General features: G+C 68.5%; 15 protein-coding genes. 6 read left to right on the top strand and 9 right to left on the bottom strand.

The window, feature by feature from the left end; genetic code table 11:
* Positions 1-6: 6 nt before the first annotated feature.
* The gene (gene modB, locus DEF76_RS00840) at positions 7-684 is read left to right on the top strand and encodes a molybdate ABC transporter permease subunit (protein WP_114913572.1); all 678 of its coding nucleotides are present in this window, start codon (positions 7-9) and stop codon (positions 682-684) included.
* The gene (locus DEF76_RS00835) at positions 668-1,783 is read left to right on the top strand and encodes an ABC transporter ATP-binding protein (protein WP_114910706.1); all 1,116 of its coding nucleotides are present in this window, start codon (positions 668-670) and stop codon (positions 1,781-1,783) included. Before modB ends, DEF76_RS00835 begins: the two co-directional genes overlap by 17 nt.
* Here DEF76_RS00835 and DEF76_RS00830 read toward each other — a convergent pair.
* From DEF76_RS00830 to DEF76_RS00815, 4 genes are read right to left on the bottom strand one after another with little or no spacing between them, the layout of a single operon-like run.
* Positions 1,773-2,954 (bottom strand): c-type cytochrome, encoded by a 1,182-nt coding sequence (locus DEF76_RS00830; protein ID WP_114910705.1) that lies wholly within the window; start codon positions 2,952-2,954, stop codon positions 1,773-1,775. The genes DEF76_RS00835 and DEF76_RS00830 overlap by 11 nt on opposite strands.
* Entirely contained in the window at positions 2,951-4,711 is a 1,761-nt protein-coding gene (locus DEF76_RS00825) for a GMC family oxidoreductase (RefSeq protein ID WP_114910704.1), read from the bottom strand. The genes DEF76_RS00830 and DEF76_RS00825 overlap by 4 nt, the downstream gene beginning before the upstream one ends.
* Positions 4,708-5,340 carry a gluconate 2-dehydrogenase subunit 3 family protein gene (locus DEF76_RS00820; RefSeq protein WP_114910703.1) on the bottom strand — a complete coding sequence of 211 codons (633 nt, stop codon included), beginning with the start codon at positions 5,338-5,340 and terminating at the stop codon, positions 4,708-4,710. Before DEF76_RS00820 ends, DEF76_RS00825 begins: the two co-directional genes overlap by 4 nt.
* On the bottom strand, positions 5,337-6,221 hold the full coding sequence (locus tag DEF76_RS00815) for an endonuclease/exonuclease/phosphatase family protein (protein WP_114910702.1): 885 nt from the start codon (positions 6,219-6,221) through the stop codon (positions 5,337-5,339). The genes DEF76_RS00820 and DEF76_RS00815 overlap by 4 nt, the downstream gene beginning before the upstream one ends.
* A 75-nt stretch (positions 6,222-6,296) precedes the next feature.
* On the opposite strand from DEF76_RS00815, the gene DEF76_RS00810 reads away from it, so the two are divergent.
* On the top strand, positions 6,297-7,319 hold the full coding sequence (locus tag DEF76_RS00810; RefSeq protein ID WP_114913571.1) for a phosphotransferase family protein: 1,023 nt from the start codon (positions 6,297-6,299) through the stop codon (positions 7,317-7,319).
* A 251-nt stretch (positions 7,320-7,570) separates the two neighbouring features.
* On the opposite strand, the gene DEF76_RS00805 is transcribed toward DEF76_RS00810, so the two are convergent.
* The 5 genes from DEF76_RS00805 to DEF76_RS00785 all read right to left on the bottom strand — a co-directional run bounded on the left by DEF76_RS00805 (position 7,571) and on the right by DEF76_RS00785 (position 12,449).
* On the bottom strand, positions 7,571-8,098 hold the full coding sequence (locus tag DEF76_RS00805; RefSeq protein ID WP_162800418.1) for a hypothetical protein: 528 nt from the start codon (positions 8,096-8,098) through the stop codon (positions 7,571-7,573).
* Entirely contained in the window at positions 8,091-8,582 is a 492-nt protein-coding gene (locus DEF76_RS00800) for a cupin domain-containing protein (protein WP_114910700.1), read from the bottom strand. Before DEF76_RS00800 ends, DEF76_RS00805 begins: the two co-directional genes overlap by 8 nt.
* Positions 8,575-9,690, bottom strand: a complete 1,116-nt coding sequence (locus DEF76_RS00795) for a RuBisCO large subunit C-terminal-like domain-containing protein (RefSeq protein WP_114910699.1) — start codon at positions 9,688-9,690, stop codon at positions 8,575-8,577. The genes DEF76_RS00800 and DEF76_RS00795 overlap by 8 nt, the downstream gene beginning before the upstream one ends.
* 84 nt (positions 9,691-9,774) lie before the next feature.
* The gene (locus DEF76_RS00790; RefSeq protein WP_114910698.1) at positions 9,775-11,016 is read right to left on the bottom strand and encodes a DUF2336 domain-containing protein; all 1,242 of its coding nucleotides are present in this window, start codon (positions 11,014-11,016) and stop codon (positions 9,775-9,777) included.
* Complete coding sequence (locus DEF76_RS00785) at positions 11,013-12,449, bottom strand: sensor domain-containing diguanylate cyclase (RefSeq protein WP_162800417.1); 1,437 nt, start codon at positions 12,447-12,449, stop codon at positions 11,013-11,015. Before DEF76_RS00785 ends, DEF76_RS00790 begins: the two co-directional genes overlap by 4 nt.
* A gap of 222 nt (positions 12,450-12,671) precedes the next feature.
* On the opposite strand from DEF76_RS00785, the gene dapD reads away from it, so the two are divergent.
* From dapD to DEF76_RS00770, 3 genes are read left to right on the top strand one after another with little or no spacing between them, the layout of a single operon-like run.
* Positions 12,672-13,511 (top strand): 2,3,4,5-tetrahydropyridine-2,6-dicarboxylate N-succinyltransferase, encoded by an 840-nt coding sequence (dapD, locus tag DEF76_RS00780; protein ID WP_114910696.1) that lies wholly within the window; start codon positions 12,672-12,674, stop codon positions 13,509-13,511.
* Complete coding sequence (gene dapE, locus DEF76_RS00775) at positions 13,508-14,644, top strand: succinyl-diaminopimelate desuccinylase (RefSeq protein ID WP_114910695.1); 1,137 nt, start codon at positions 13,508-13,510, stop codon at positions 14,642-14,644. Before dapD ends, dapE begins: the two co-directional genes overlap by 4 nt.
* Positions 14,641-15,207, top strand: a complete 567-nt coding sequence (locus DEF76_RS00770; RefSeq protein WP_114910694.1) for a hypothetical protein — start codon at positions 14,641-14,643, stop codon at positions 15,205-15,207. Before dapE ends, DEF76_RS00770 begins: the two co-directional genes overlap by 4 nt.
* Positions 15,208-15,331: the final 124 nt, after the last annotated feature.

Below are 15,331 nucleotides of genomic sequence, written 5' to 3'. Positions count from 1 at the left end.
ATCACGGTGGACTGGGCCGCCTTCGCCCTCTCGCTCGAACTGGCCGGTGTGACGGCGCTGGTACTGCTGCCGTTCGGCGTCGCGGCCGGGCGGGCGCTGGCGGCGCGGGCGTTCGCCGGCAAGGGGCTGGTGCAAGCCCTGCTCGCTTTGCCGCTGGTGCTGCCGCCGAGTGTGCTCGGCTATTATCTCCTGGTCGCGTTCGGCATCGCCTCGCCGCTCGGCCGGGTTTGGCAGGCTTTGTTCGGGCATCCGCTCGCGTTCAGCTTCAGCGGCCTGGTGTTTGCCTCCCTCATCGTCAACCTGCCATTCGCGGTGCAGCCGATCGAGCGCGCCTTCGCCGCCATTGCGCCCGAGATCCGCGAGGCCGCCTGGGTGTGCGGGCTCAGCCGCTGGGCCGGGTTCCTGCGCATCGAACTGCCGCTCGCCTGGCCCGGCATCCTCGCCGCCTTCGCCCTCACCGTCGCCCACACCATGGGGGAATTCGGCGTCGTCTTGATGGTCGGCGGCGGCATTCCCGGCGAGACGCGGACCGTCGCGATCGCGATCTATGACCGCGCCCAGGCGCTCGATGGCAGCGGCGCCGGGCGGATGTCGCTGCTTCTCCTCGCCTTTGCCCTGGCCGCCCTCGGGCTCGTGCAGATCCTCGGCGGGCGGGTCGGCGGGCGCGATGGCCGGGATGGCTGAGACGGCGAAGGCGGGGCTCGCGGCTTTTCTCGCGCAAGCCGGGCCGATCCCGCTCGATGCCCGGCTCTGCGTCCCGGCGGGTGAGCTGCATGCCCTGATCGGCCCCTCGGGCAGCGGCAAAACCACCCTTTTGCGGGCGCTCGCCGGGCTCTATCGCCCCCGCGCCGGCACCATCGCCTGCGCCAATGACACCTGGTTCGATGCCGCGCGCGGGGTTGATCTGCCGCCACAGCGCCGGCGCGTCGGCCTGGTGTTTCAGCATTATGCGCTGTTTCCGCATCTCTCTGCGGCGGGCAACGTCGCCGCCGCGCTGGGCCATCTGTCGCGCGGCGACCGCCTGGCCCGCGCCCGCGCCCTGCTCGGCCAGCTCGGCCTCGCGGCGCTCGCCGAGCGCCGGCCGGCGACGCTTTCGGGCGGCGAGCGCCAGCGGGTCGCGGTCGCGCGAGCGCTGGCGCGCGAGCCGGCGCTGCTGTTGCTCGACGAGCCCTTCGCCGCCCTCGATGCCCGAACCCGCCGCCATCTCCGCCAGGAACTCGCCGCGCTCCGCCGCCGGCTTGCGATCCCGATCATCCTCGTGACCCACGATCTCGAGGAGGCGGCGGCGCTGGCCGACCGGATGACGGTGCTCGAGGGCGGGCGGACGCTGCAAACCGGGGCGCCGGCGGCGATCATGGCGCGGCCGGCCTCGCGCGCCGTCGCGCGCGTCGTCGATCTGCAAAATCTGTTCGAAGGCGAGATTCTCGCCAGTGGCGAGACGCCGGCCGAAACGCGCATCGCCTGGCAGGGCGAGACCATTCGCGCCGCGGGCCACACCCCGCTCCCGCCCGGCACCGCGATCGCCTGGACGGTGCCGCCGGCGGCGATCACGCTCCACGCCGCGCGCCCCGGAGAGGGCGCCGCCAACGTCCTCGCCGGGCGGATCGGCGAGGTCGCGATATTGCCCGGGATCGCCCGCGTCGTCTTTCTCGCTGGCAATGGGGCCGCCTTCGTCGTGCCGCGCCCGCCGCCCGGCGCCGGGCCGCCGCTGCCGCGCCCGGGCGAGACGGCCTCGATCGCCTTCGCCCCAGAGGCGGTGCATGTGATGCCGCTTACGGCGTGACGTCGCCCGCCGCGACCGCCGGCGCGGCATTGCCCCACGCATTGCGGATATAGGTCGCGATCGCGGCGATCTCGGCGCGATCGAGCGCGCCCGCAAACCCCGGCATGGCGGCGCCGGTCGGCGCGGCGTCAGTCGCGGCGGCGCGGGCGCCGTTAAAGATCACGCGGAGGATGGTCGCGGGGTTCGAAGCCTGCACGAGCGCGCTGCCGGCAAGGCGCGGGAAAAGCCCGGGCGTTCCCTCGCCGTCTCGCCCATGACAGGGGGCGCAGCGGAGGCGGTAAAGCCCCTCGCCCGCGGCCATTGTGGCATGCGGCGGCGGCGCGGCGGCTTGGCTGGGTGGGGGTGGCGGCAGGCTTTTGAGATAATGCGCGATCGCCGCGCGATCGGCCGCGGTCATGCGGGCGCCCGACAGCGTCACCACCTCCGCCATCGGGCCGCTCGCGAGCGCGCCGTGGGCCGCGCCGGTTGCAAGGAATTGCGCGATCTCGTCCTCGCGCCATTCGCCAAGCCCGGTGCGGGGGTCGCCATCGAGCGCCGGGGCGACCCAGCCCGCGACCACCCCGCCGGCGAAGGCGCGCGCCGCGACATCGCCGCCGAGCGCGGTTTTCGGCGTGTGACAGGCGCCGCAATGCCCCGGCCCGGTGACGATGAAGGCGCCGCGATTCCAAAGCGCGTCATGGCCGGGATCAGGGAGCGGCGGCGCCGGCTTGGCATATAACGCATCCCAAAACACGAGCAGGAAGCGGAGATCGAAGGGAAACGAAAGATCGGCGCCGCGCACGGCCTGGTGGACGGGGGGGAGGGTTGCGAGAAAGGCGCGGATCGCCTCGCTATCCTCACGCGTGAAGCGCGCGAAATAGGGAAAAGGATGGGCGGGATAAAGAAAACTCCCATCCGGCCTTCTCCCGAACCGAAGCGCGCGATCAAACGCCGCCGCCGACCAGGCGCCGAGCCCGGTCTCACGATCGGGCGTGAGATTGGGCGCGATCACCCAGCCGAACGGGGTTGGAATCCGCCGGCCGCCAGAAAGCGGCGCACCCCCCGGCGGCGTATGACAGGCGGCGCAATCGGCAAGGATGGTGAGATATTGCCCCGCTGCCACGCGCTCCTCGGCGCGCGCGCAGAAAGCCGCGAGCAACAGGAAAAAGGCTGCGCAGAGCACGGCTTTCATGCAAGCGACCCGGGTGCCCTAAGATAGCGGCCGATGATCGCATCCGCCGTGCGGAGCGCAAGGGCAGCAACGGTGCCGGTCGGGTTATAGCTCGCATTCTGCGGAAAGGCGGACGCGCCGACGACGAAGAGATTATCGCAGTCCCAGCTTTGCAGATAAGGGTTGACGACACTCGTCTCCGGGTCCGTGCCCATGATCGCGCCGCCGACATTATGCGTGCTCTGATAGGGAACGATGCTGTAGGGCGCTTGGCGTTTCGCGATAGTCAGCCATTCCGGCCCCATCGCGCGGGCGATTTCGGCGAGACGATCGGTCACGAAATGAGACATGCGAAGATCGTTGGGATGGAAGTCGAAGGTGACGCGAAGGAGCGGCCGGCCGAAACGGTCGCGATAGGTGGGATCGAGATCGCAATAGGCGCCGCGATGGCTGAGCGAACTGCCCGAGGCGAGAATTCGTGTGGTGCGGAGATAGGATTTCGCGACCGCGCGCTTCCACTCAGCCCCCCAGCGCGGTGTTCCCGGTGGCGTCGGATGATTCAAAATCGGCCGCGAATTCGTCGCGAGCGCGGCGAGATAGGCGCCGCCGATGAAACCGAGCGGGCCATGGTCGTAATGTTCGCCGTTCCAATCATCGACGATCATGCCGAGCGCGCCGGCGCCGATGAAGGGATTGAGCAATCTCTCGGCAAATCCGAGCTGCACCGAGGACGTCGTCTGATAACTGTAATTGCGTCCGACGACGCCCCGGCCGCTCGCCGGATCATAGGGTGCGCCGATCCCTGAAAGCAGCAGGAGGCGGATATTCTCGAACGTATAGGCGGCAAGAAGAACGATCCCGGCGGGCTGGAAGAAATCTTCGCCGCTCGCATCTTTATAGGTGACACCGCGCGCTTTTTTGCCACCACCATCATGGTTGATCGCAAGCACCAAACATTCGGTGCGCAGTGAGAAATTCGGCCGCCTGCGCAACAGCGGCATCAGCGTCGTCTGCGGGCTCGCCTTGGCGTAATTGCCGCAGCCAAACCGTTCGCAAAATCCGCAATAGCTGCACGCGCCGAGGGTCACGCCAAACGGATTGGTGTAGGCTTGCGAAAGATTGGCCGAGGGCTGCGGAAACGGATGATAGCCGCCTTCCGCCGCCGCTTTCGCAAACAGCGCCGCAGCATACGGCATGGTCAGCGGCGGCGTTGGGTAGTCGCGCGCCCGCGGCCCCTCGAAGGGATTGCCGCCGGGCTGGATCTTCCCCTGGAGATTTCCGGATTTTCCAGAAATCCCGCAGAGATATTCGAAACGGTCATAGTACGGCTCGAGCGTCTCATAGGTGACGCCCCAATCCTGGATAGTGAGATCGGGCGGGAGAAAGCGCCGGCCATAGCGTTCGAGAATAGTGGTTTTGAGGGTAAAATCGCTTGGGCGGAAGCGCCAGGTCTGGCCGTTCCAATGCACCCCGCCGCCGCCCGCCCCGCTCGCCGGCAGAAACGAGCCCCAGGCCCGCACGGGAAGCGCCGTCTGATCGCTGCGATTGCGAAAAGTAATGGTGTTTTCCGCGGGTTTGACGACGAGATCATGACGCACCGCATAGCGCAACTCGTCGGGGGCGCGGCTCGGCGGAAAATCCTCGGCGGTGTCGCGATAGGGGCCACGTTCGAGCGCGATCACCGAAAGCCCGGCACGGCTCAGCACTTCGGCGAGCAACGCGCCACTCCAGCCAAAGCCGATGATCACCGCATCGACCGGTTTCAGCCGTGTCGTCATGCGAGCGCGACCGGCGGCGCGCGATAGGGCTCGCCGTGCCGCGCGACAACGTCGCGATAATCATAGCGCGCACCTGGGAATCCGATCAGCCGCCAGCCCGCCATGCCCTGATTGCCGCCATAGCGCGGATCGGCGAAAAATCCATCGATCGTGTCGCGCAGGACGAGGTCGAAAAACGCCCGCCCGCCGCCGCTGATCCCGATCCGGCCATGTTCGAGATCGCTGAGCAGGCGATCCTGCGTTGCGGGATCGAGTGCTGCGAAACCGCGCCCCGCAAACGCCGCCCGGCAATGGCGATCGAGATCGGCGAGCCCCGCGCGATAGCGCGCCGCCGGGGTCAGCGGCGATTGCGGGCCCTGGCCGGGAAGGCCGGGAAGAAAGGGCGGGCGCATATAAAGATCGCGGCTGCTGCCATAGGCGCCGGCGAGCTGGCGGTCGATGAAAATCGCCGCCCCCGCCTCGCCCGCGCCGGGGCCGAGTTCATCGGGCGGGATCAGCCGATCGGCGATGGCGGCGACACTGGCCGCTTCCTCCGGGGTCAAGAAGCGCAACCCGCTCTCCGGTCTTTGCGCCGCGCAGCCGGTGAGCGCGACCACGGCGGCAGACGCCAGGAGTTCGCGCCGCCTCATGATCCCTCGCCGACGCGCAGGCGCACCGAGACCGGGCAATGATCGGAAAGCCGCTTGGTTTGGCGATCGGCGCCGTGATCGACCAATACGCGGAGACTATCCGGCGCCAGCCAGCGCTGCGCTGCGCCGCCAAGAAAAACACGATCGATGAAGGGCTCGCCGCCCCAGCAGGGCGAGGCGTGGCCGGCGGTCGCCTCGGTGAGCGGCGCGGCCTCGGCGAGGGCGGCGGCGAAATCATCGTCGCCCTCGGCCCGGCGGTTGAAATCGCCGATCACCACGAACGCCTCGTCGGCGCGGGCACGGGCGGCGATCCAGCTTTCGAGAACCCGCGCCTGGGCTTGCAGCACATGGCAAGCCGGGCGGCGACTTTCGGCGAGCCGATCGCTGTGGCAGCCGGCCTTGAGATGCAAGGCGAGCAAGCGAAGCTGGCCGCCCGGGAGATCGAGGGTGATATCGGCGCCGCTCCGCAAATGCGCGCGCGCTTGCGGCGGGTAAGGATCGAGCGCGGTGAGATCGGGATGCGCGATCACATGCCAATCGCGCCGCACCGCGAAGCCGACCCGTTGCACCACGCTATCCCCCGTCATGTAAACGGCGTAGCGTTCCGGCGCGAACACCGCTGCCGCCACCTGCGCGCCATCGACTTCCTCGATCGCGATCACATCGGCATCGAGCCGGCCGGCGACGGCGCGCAGGGCGGCGATATCCTCGGGGCGCTTCGGGGTGACATCCGGCGGCAAGGCGGGATCGCCGGCATCGCGGGTGGTGAGCCACTCCAGATTCCAGGTCGCGAGCTTGATCTCCTGGGCCGTTGCCGGCGCCAGCGCGGCGAGAAGGAAAAGCAAACATAGCCAGACCCTGACCAAACGCCGCGCTCCCATGCCCGATGCCGCAAGACTTGGCGAAAGACCCGCAATCCGCAAGACTTGGCGCCGACCGCGGAGGAAACCGAGGAAATGCCCCACCCGCCAGTGACCCCACCCTTCGATCCGGCCCGCCTCGCCGATTTTCTCACCCGCCAGCTCGGCACCAAGGGCGAGATGCGGCTCGAACCGATCGCCGGCGGACAATCCAACCCGACCTATTTCGTCACCTTCGATGACCGCCGCCTCGTGCTCCGCAAGCAGCCGGACGGGCCGGTTCTGCCCTCGGCCCACGCCGTCGATCGGGAATACCGGGTGCTCGCGGCGCTTGCCGCAAGCGCGGTGCCGGTGCCGCCGGTGCTGCTCTATCACGGCGAGCGCGACATCGTGGGGACACCGTTTTACATCATGGCGCGCATCGAGGGGCGGGTTTTCGCCGAAAGCATGATGGCCGGGGCGAACGCTGCCGAGCGCGGGGCGATGTTCCGCTCGGTCGCCGAGACGCTGGCCGCGCTGCACGACGTCGATTGGCGCGCGGTCGGGCTCGAGGGCTTCGGCCGGCCGGGGAATTATTTCCAGCGCCAGATCAGCCGCTGGACCCGGCAATGGGAGGGCGAACGATTTCGCGACATCCCCGATCTCTCACGCCTCGCCGCCTGGCTTGCCGCCAATATCCCCGATGACGACACGACGACGCTCTGCCACGGCGATTTTCGTATCGGCAATCTCATGTTCCACCCGACCGAGCCGCGCGTGGTCGCGGTGCTGGATTGGGAATTGGCGACGCTCGGCCACCCGCTCGCCGATCTCGCCTTCAGCGCGCTCGCCTGGCGCAGCCGGCCGGAGGAATATGGCGGGCTCAAGGGGCTCGACCTCGCGGCCCTCGGCATCCCGAGCGAGGCCGAATATCTCGCGCATTACTATCGCAGCCGGCGCGGCCCAGCCCCACCCCTGCAGCCCTTTCACACCGCCTTCGCGCTGTTTCGCTTCGCGGTGATCTTCGAGGGCATCGCCGCCCGCGCCCGCCGCGGCACCGCCGCAAGCGCCAACGCCGCCGCTGTCGGCAACCTCTCCCTCGCCTTCGCCCGCCTCGGGGCGGCGCTGATTCCGGGGTAACGAAAGGAAGACTCGTTCTTTTTTGGAAAAAAGAACCAAAAAACTTTTGTCCGTTGGGCAGTGCCTGCGGCACTGCCGATTACGACGATGACTTGCCCGGCTTGGGGGCTTGTCCGGCCGGCTTTTGCGGGAGTGGCTTGGCACCACTCGGCATCGGAATGGAAATGCGCGGGCTGGCAATTAGGGTGCTATCGTGCCTGACTTGCCAGAAATACTCATCCCCTTTCGGCGGCGTTTTGTCAGTTTTGGTATCAGCCATTAGCGTCGCTCCCGGTGCCGTACACATTCTTGAAATAGGCGTCAGCGTCCGCCTCCGCAAGCCTTTGCCGCTTCGGGTCAACTGGTAGCCCTTCAGGAAAATATTTTCCTTCGGTCTCGCTGAGAAGCTTCGCCAGCTTCCGCCACCTCGCCATAATCTCGTCAGCATCATATTTACCGCTGAACATTTCATACCACTCAAAGCGCGCATCGATGAGGATCGATTCCAGCGCGGCGACAAAGTCGCTGGCGTTTCGTATATTTTTCGTCTGCGGCATGAATTCCTTGGCCGCATCCAGAACTTGAGCGGCGGCCAACAGGGTACCCCAGAGGAATGCATGCTCCTTCCACACCGCCCAAGCGCCGATGGTTCCGCTAGTCACAATGGCTTTGAAAATTCCGATCGCCCTGATCCAGACCATCTGCCTGTCACGATAGCGTTTGACGTAGCAGGCGACAATTTTGCAGGTAGTGAGTTCATTCCAATAAGCCTGCCGCGGATCAGGTGGCGCGTCACTCATGTCCGCCGTCGAGAAATGTCGCGATCTCCGGGTTGCGGCGGAGGGCCTTGAGGTCGGCTTGGCTTGGGAGTTGCGGCTTGTCGCGCACCACATTGACCAGGCAGAGGAAGCCGAGGGGGGCATCTGGGGCGGCGCGGAACTGATGCCAGGTCCAACCCGGGATCGATACCAGAGTGAACGGGCGGACCGCTTGCACCGCCTCGCCGACCAGCGCCCGGCCATGCCCGGTGAGCACCATCACCGCATGCGCGTGCTCATGGCGCTCCAGCGTCGAATATCCACCCGGCGCCACCTCGAAATAACGCCACTCGGCGGCGAGTTCGGGGGTGTGGAACAGCACGTGCCGGGTTACCGCGCGAAACGGCGTCGTCGCGTCCTCCTTGTAGGCGAGGACCGGCACGGACTCCCAGCGGAGGCCGCCATGCGCGAGCGCATCGGCGGCGGCGTCGAGGGCACGAAACGCGGGAAGGGCGGGATCAGACATCGGAACTCTCCGCGACCTGGCGCACGAAGGCGCCGGTTTCCGCGACCAACGCGGGGCCGGCGGCGAGCAGCGCGCCACCGATCAGCAGCATGGTATCGCGGCCATAAAATGCCAGCATCTCGGGAACCCGCGCCGGTGTCATCCCCCCCGCCGGCACCGGCAGCGCGGGCACGAGATCGGCCCAGGGCGCGCGCGCCGTCTCGGCGATGGCGCGGCACGTCTCCGGCGTATAGCCGAACCGCCCGCCATGATTGGGATAGATCACGGCATCAGCCCCGAACAGACGAAACAGCTTGCCATAAAGCAGCGCCGGCGCGATGCGCGCAGCGCCGGCCAAGGCGGGGTGGGCGAGAAACGCGAAATCGGGATTTTCCCGCGTGATCATCTGAAACGCCGGCAAGCCGACCACCAGCGGCGCGATCAGGACGGTGTCGAGCCCGGCCTTGCGCGCGACCTCGATCTGACGGCGGAGATCATCGAGCGAGCCCGAAAGATTGGGCGCATAGCGGGTCGGATGACCGGTTTGCGCCGCCGCCGCGCCAACCGCCGCCGCGCACGCCGGCACCCGCTCGGCAAACGGCGCATAGGGTTGATCGGCGATACCGTGATCGTCCTTGATCATGTCGATACCGCCGCGCGCAAAACGCGAGGCCAGCGCCGCCAGCGCCGCCGGCCCCAGCCCCTGCGGCTTGAGCGCGGCACAGGTCAGCGCCCGCGAGCCAACCCCGAGGCGCCGGCGCAACCCGGCGATCCCGTGCCGTGGCCCCGCGAACCCGGCGGCGAAACCGGCCGGCACCGCGATATCCCAGAGCGTGACGTCCTCATGGATCGAGGAATTGCCAAACAGCATGTTCAGCATCTGCCCGGCCTCGCCGCCGCGCCGGCCGAGCATCGTCGCCACGGCCAGCGCGATGCCGACCTCAAACACGCCCTCGCCACGATCCACGATCGTTGCGACCTCGCCGACGATCTCCTCCAAAACAGAGCGCTCGCTGATTGCCGCAAGCGGCATTTCGACGCTCTGCTCGACGGCAAGGGCGGCGGCGCGTTCGGCGATCGTCGCCGCCTCGCCCCGCACCCGGTAAGTCACCAGGACGCGCTGGTCCATCGCTGTTTCGTCCTCCGCTGGCCGGCGCCGTTCTGGCGCGGCGGCGGCGCCAGCGCAAGCCGCGCCGCGGGCGTAAGACGGCGCTCAGACGGCGATATGCTCGAGGAACTCGATCTGCCAGTGCATCTCCTCGGCGGTGAGCGGAAAACCGCCGCCGGCTTTCGGCGAAAGCAGGCTCGCCGGCGGCAAATCGCAGAGCAAGGTTTGCAGCAGCCCCGCGACCTGCATCGAAAACCCGGCCTTCCACACCAGGCTGACCAAGCCCTTGGCGTGGCGCAGCCGCCGGGAGCGCTCGATCAGCGCCGCCGGCACCTCGGCGGCGACCGCCAGAATGGCGATGCAGCGGACGATATCGCCGCTCCGCACACAGGCCAGAAGGAGCGACTCATCGAGCCGGGTTTCGGCATTCCGCGCCCGCGCCCAGGCGAGCGCCGCTTCGAGATCGGGCGGGATTTCGGGGGCGCTTGGCTTCTCAGGCACGCCCAGCCGGGCGCTCAAGCGCTGGCGAAGCAGGGCGATCGCCTCGGTCGGCAGATCGGCGCGGCGGGACAATTCGCCGAGGAGATCGGTCGCGACGATTTCGGCCAGCGCCCGCGCCGCTTTCGCGGTCAGTGCCGGGCGGCGAACCAGCGGCGCGTGCCAGCGTGGCTCGCCTTTGGCGCGGGCGATGAGGGCATCGAGCGTTGCCTCGCGGATTTGCGCCCGCGGGTTTTCGAGCAGGATCTGAATCGCTTGATTGTCGCTGCTGGCCGCGATCGCTTCGGCAACGGCAGCGGGAACGAAGGCGCGGCGGGCAATGGTGCTGGCGGTGCCGCTGTGCGGCGGATCGGCGAGCAGCGCCAGCAGATCCTCGCTCTCGAGCAGCGGCGAGAAACGCAGGATCGGCACGCTGACGACGCTGGTCGCATCGCGCGCGAGGCGAAGCACCAGCGCCTGCGGCACGTTCGGGAGTTCCTTGATCATCTCGGCGATCGTCGCGCGCACCCGCACCGCTTCATCGGCGACGAGACGGATCAGGGTCTGATAGGCTTGTTCGCAGAGCCGCGCCTGATCGCCGGCGGCGATGAGCGGCAGCGATGTCGCGAGCTTGCGGGCCAGCAAGACCCGCACCCGTTCATCCGCATCGGCGGCCAGGATCTCGTCGGCGGCCGGCGGCGTCGCCGGATTGAGCGCGACCGCCGCCCGCACCGTGACCGAGGGGTCACTCGCCAGGCGTTCGAGCACCGCCGGCGCGGTGGTGCGGCTGGCGCCGCTCCTTACCCGCGCGGCCTCACTGGCCTCGTCGAGTGGCACGCCGGGCGCGTCGGTGATCCCGACCGGCGTCATTGCGGATCCTCGTCGCGGGGCGCACGGGCGACCCGCCAGCGGCCGCGGCCGGTCCGCTTGACATCATACATCGCCTGATCCGCGCGGCGCATGAGATGGTCGAGATCGAGCCCTTCGTTCGGCCAGCGCGTCGCGATGCCGATCGAAAGCGAAATCGGCACCGTTTCCCCGGCCGCGAGATGCGCAAGTTCGCTCGGGCCGCGTTCACAGAGCGCCGCGGCGCGTTCGGAGGCGGAGAATTCGTCCGCGCCATCGAGCCAGAGGGCAAATTCATCGCCGCCGAACCGCGCGACGAGATCGGTCGGGCGCACCGTCGCGCGGAGCAAGGTCGCGGTGATGATGAGCGCCTGATCCCCCGCCTCGTGGCCGAGCCGGTCGTTTACCGACTTGAAATTATCGACATCGACGAAAATCAGGGTGCCCGGCAAGCTCTCACGATCGAGGCGGGCGATGCGCCGCTCGACCTCCTCGACGAAGGCGCGGCGGTTGAAGAGGCCGGTCAGCGGGTCGGTGCGGGCTTGGCGCGCCATGTCCTGCTGGATGCTCTCCTGTTCGAGCACGAGACGAAGAATGCCGACCGCGGCGGCCATCACCGCGCGATCCTCCCCCTCCCACTCGCGCCCGGTGACGCCGCGCCAGAGCAGCACCGCCGCCGCCCCGCCGAGACGGGCGGCGCAGGAGCTGACCAAAAGACGCTCGCCGAGCGGCCCTGCGATCGGCATCGGCCCGATCTGCTGCGGCCGGCAGAGATGCTCGAGCGCAAGCTCGACGAATTCCTCGGGAACGTCCATCGTCTGATGGCGCACCGGGTCGCCGCGCCATTCGAGGGCGGCGTCGCGATGCAGATCGATCACCGCCCCACCGTCTGCGCCGAGCGCACGGCACAGCGCGCCGAGCCCGGCCCGCGCCATGTTGGCGGCCAGGATCTCCTGGCGAACGTGCCAGAGAATATGGTCGATCACCTCATTGCGGCGGAGCGCGGCGATGATTTCGCCGCGACGATCCTCCTCCTCGGTGATTTCGACGCCAGAGCCGCGCAAGCCGACGATCCGTTCCTCGCCATCGGTCATCGGTGCGGTGGTAAGGCGCAGACAGGCGAGCGAGCCATCGTGGCGCCGCAGCCACACTTGGCGGCGCTGGCGGCTCGCCACCGGCACGAAGACGTTGCCTTGCGCCGCCGGCTCGGCGAGAATCTCGCTGCCGCTGCGCCCAAGCAGCGTCGGCGCCGACCAGCCGAACGCGGGATCGGGGCCGATGAAGGTGAACCTGCCCGCCATGTCGGTCTCGAACACGAAATCCGCGGTCAGCAGAACGAATTCCCGCCAGCGCTGGCGGCTGTCGAACAGCGCCGAGCGCAACGGTTCGATCAGCGGTTCGGCGAATTTGCGATCGACCTCGGTCATCGGCCGCGATACCTGGGACTGGGACGCCATTTGCCCGCTTTCCATTCCGCCATCCGCCATCTTCGCTCTCGTGCACGCTTGTGGCGACAATGAGACACCGGAAGAGTAAATGTGACGTTACCGTGCTGACGATTCGTCGTGAGGCCCCGCGCGCCCCGGCCCGGCGCATCCCCTTGCGTTGACAGCGCCGGGCGGGGATCGCATGGTCGCGCCGCGCCCGCCACCACCACCGCGAAGCCGATGTGAGACCGCATGACCGAAGCGACACTCCGCCCCGCCATCGAGGCCCTCTGGGAGGCACGCGACACCCTCTCCCCCGCAACCGCCGGGCCCGCGCGCGCCGCCATCGAAGCGGCGCTCGATGCGCTCGACCGCGGCGAACTCCGCGTCGCAGCCCCCAGCGAAAACGGCTGGCAGGTCGCGGAATGGCTGAAAAAGGCGGTTCTGCTCTCCTTCCGGATCAATCCTTCGGTCCCGATGGCCGGCGCCGCCGGCGCGCCGGTCTTCGACAAGGTCGCACTCAAGACCACCGGCTGGGACGAGCAGCACTTTGCCGCGGCGGGATTCCGCGCCGTTCCCGGCGCGATCGTGCGCCGCGCCGCCTATATCGCGCCCGGCGTCGTGCTCATGCCCTCCTTCGTCAATGTCGGCGCCTATGTCGGGCGCGGCACCATGGTCGATACCTGGGCGACGATCGGCAGTTGCGCCCAGATCGGCGCCAATTGCCATATCAGCGGCGGGGTCGGGATCGGCGGCGTGCTCGAACCGCTCCAGGCCAATCCGGTGATCATCGAGGATGATTGCTTCATCGGCGCCCGCTCCGAGGTCGCCGAGGGGGTGATCGTCGAGCGCGGCAGCGTGTTGGCTATGGGCGTTTTTCTCGGCGCCTCGACCAAGATCGTCGATCGCGCCAGCGGCGAGGTGTTTTACGGCCGCGTGCCGGCCTATTCGGTGGTGGTGCCGGGGAGCCTTCCGGGCGCGCCGCTCGCCGATGGCAGGCCCGGGCCCTCCCTCGCCTGCGCGGTGATCGTCAAGCGCGTCGATGCCCGCACGCGGGCCAAGACCGCGATCAACGAATTGCTCCGCGATTGAACCCCGCCGACCCCGTCGCCCTCGCCGCGGCGTTGATCCGCCGCCCCTCGGTCACCCCCCTCGACGCCGGCGCGCAGGACGTGCTGGCCGAGGCGCTCGCCGGGCTCGGCTTTGCCGTCACCCGGCTGCGCTTCGGTGAGATCGACAATCTTTACGCCCGCATCGGCGCCGGCGCGCCGCATTTCGCCTTCGCCGGCCACACCGATGTCGTCCCGCCCGGGAGCGGCGCCGGCGCGGGCGCCTGGTCGTTCGATCCCTTCGGCGCCGTCGTGCAGGACGGGCGGCTCTATGGCCGCGGCGCGGTCGATATGAAGGGCGGGATCGCCGCCTTCGTCGCCGCTTGCGCCGATCATCTCGCCGCCGGCCCGCCGCGCGGGTCGATCAGCCTGCTCATCACCGGCGATGAGGAGGGGGTCGCGAAAGACGGCACCGCGCCGCTCATGGCCTGGCTCGCCGAGCGCGGGGAGATCCCCGATTTCTGCCTGGTCGGCGAGCCGACCAGCCGCGCCCGGCTCGGCGATGCGGTCAAGATCGGCCGCCGCGGCAGCCTCAACGCAACGATCACGGTGTTCGGAACGCAAGGGCACGTCGCCTACCCCGACCGCGCCGATAATCCCGCCCATCGCCTGACGCGGGCGCTTGCCGCCCTGATCGCCGCCCCCCTCGATGCCGGCACGCCACATTTCCAGCCCTCGTCCCTGCAGATCACCAGCATCGATATCGGCAACCCGGCAACCAACGTGATCCCCGCCGAAGCAACGGCGCGGCTCAATATCCGCTTCAATGACCGCCATACCGGGGCGACATTGGCAGCCTGGCTGCGCGCCACCCTCGCGCAGCACGCCGAGCGCTTCGAAATCGCAACCGCGCTCAGCGGCGAGGCGTTCCTGACCGCGCCGGGGCCGGATGTCGACCGTCTGGTCGCGGCGATCGCGGCGGAATGCGGCGCGCCGCCGGCGCTCGAGACCGGCGGCGGCACCTCCGATGCCCGGTTCATCGCCCGCTATTGCCCGGTCGCCGAATTCGGTCTCGTCGGCGATACCATGCATCAGGTGGATGAGCGGGTGGCAATCGCCGATCTCTGGCGGCTGAAGGCGATCTACGCCCGGATTTTGGCGGATTTCCTGGCATGAACGCCGGGGTTGCGGCCCTCGCCGCGGGCCTGCGCACCGCGGCCCTGCTGGCCGCCGGGCGGGCCGACGGGGTGACCGCGATCGAACCCGGCCTCGCCGGCGCACGGCGCAGCTTTCTCGCCGCCCTCCTCTCGCTGCCATTGTTTTTCCTGCTGCGCTTGCTCGACTGGTCCGAGGGCGCCCTCCCGCCGCATCCCGGGCACGCGATCGGGCTCGATCTTCTGGGCTTCGTCATCGGCTGGGCGGGGTTCGCGCTCTTGACCCGGCCGCTGGTTGCGGCAATCGGGCGCGCACCGCTCTGGCCGCGCTATCTCGCGGTGTGGAACTGGTGCAATTTCGCGCAATACGTCCTCCTCACCCTCGGCGCGGTGCCGGAATTTCTCGGCGCGCCGGTGATCATGCAACAAACTGCGGCGCTGGTGACCTTGGGTTGGGCGATCTGGCTGGAATGGTACGCAACCCGCACGGCACTCGCGATCGGCGGGCTGCCAGCGGCACTCTTTACCCTCCTCGATCTCGCCCTCGGCGTCGCGCTGGCCGGCCTCGCCGATCTGCTCGCCTGAGCGCGGGAGAAAGATAAAAAAAGTTCTTTTTTGAAAAAAAGAACCAAAAAAACTTTTGTCCGTTGGGCAGTGCCTGCGGCACTGCCCATGCCGAGGCATTGGCAACTCCGAGAAAACGGGACAA

The organism is Acidibrevibacterium fodinaquatile (assembly GCF_003352165.1).
Taxonomy (GTDB): domain Bacteria; phylum Pseudomonadota; class Alphaproteobacteria; order Acetobacterales; family Acetobacteraceae; genus Acidibrevibacterium; species Acidibrevibacterium fodinaquatile.
The sequence above is the reverse complement of the archived record's forward strand: the minus strand, read 5'-3'. Positions and strand labels throughout refer to the sequence as shown.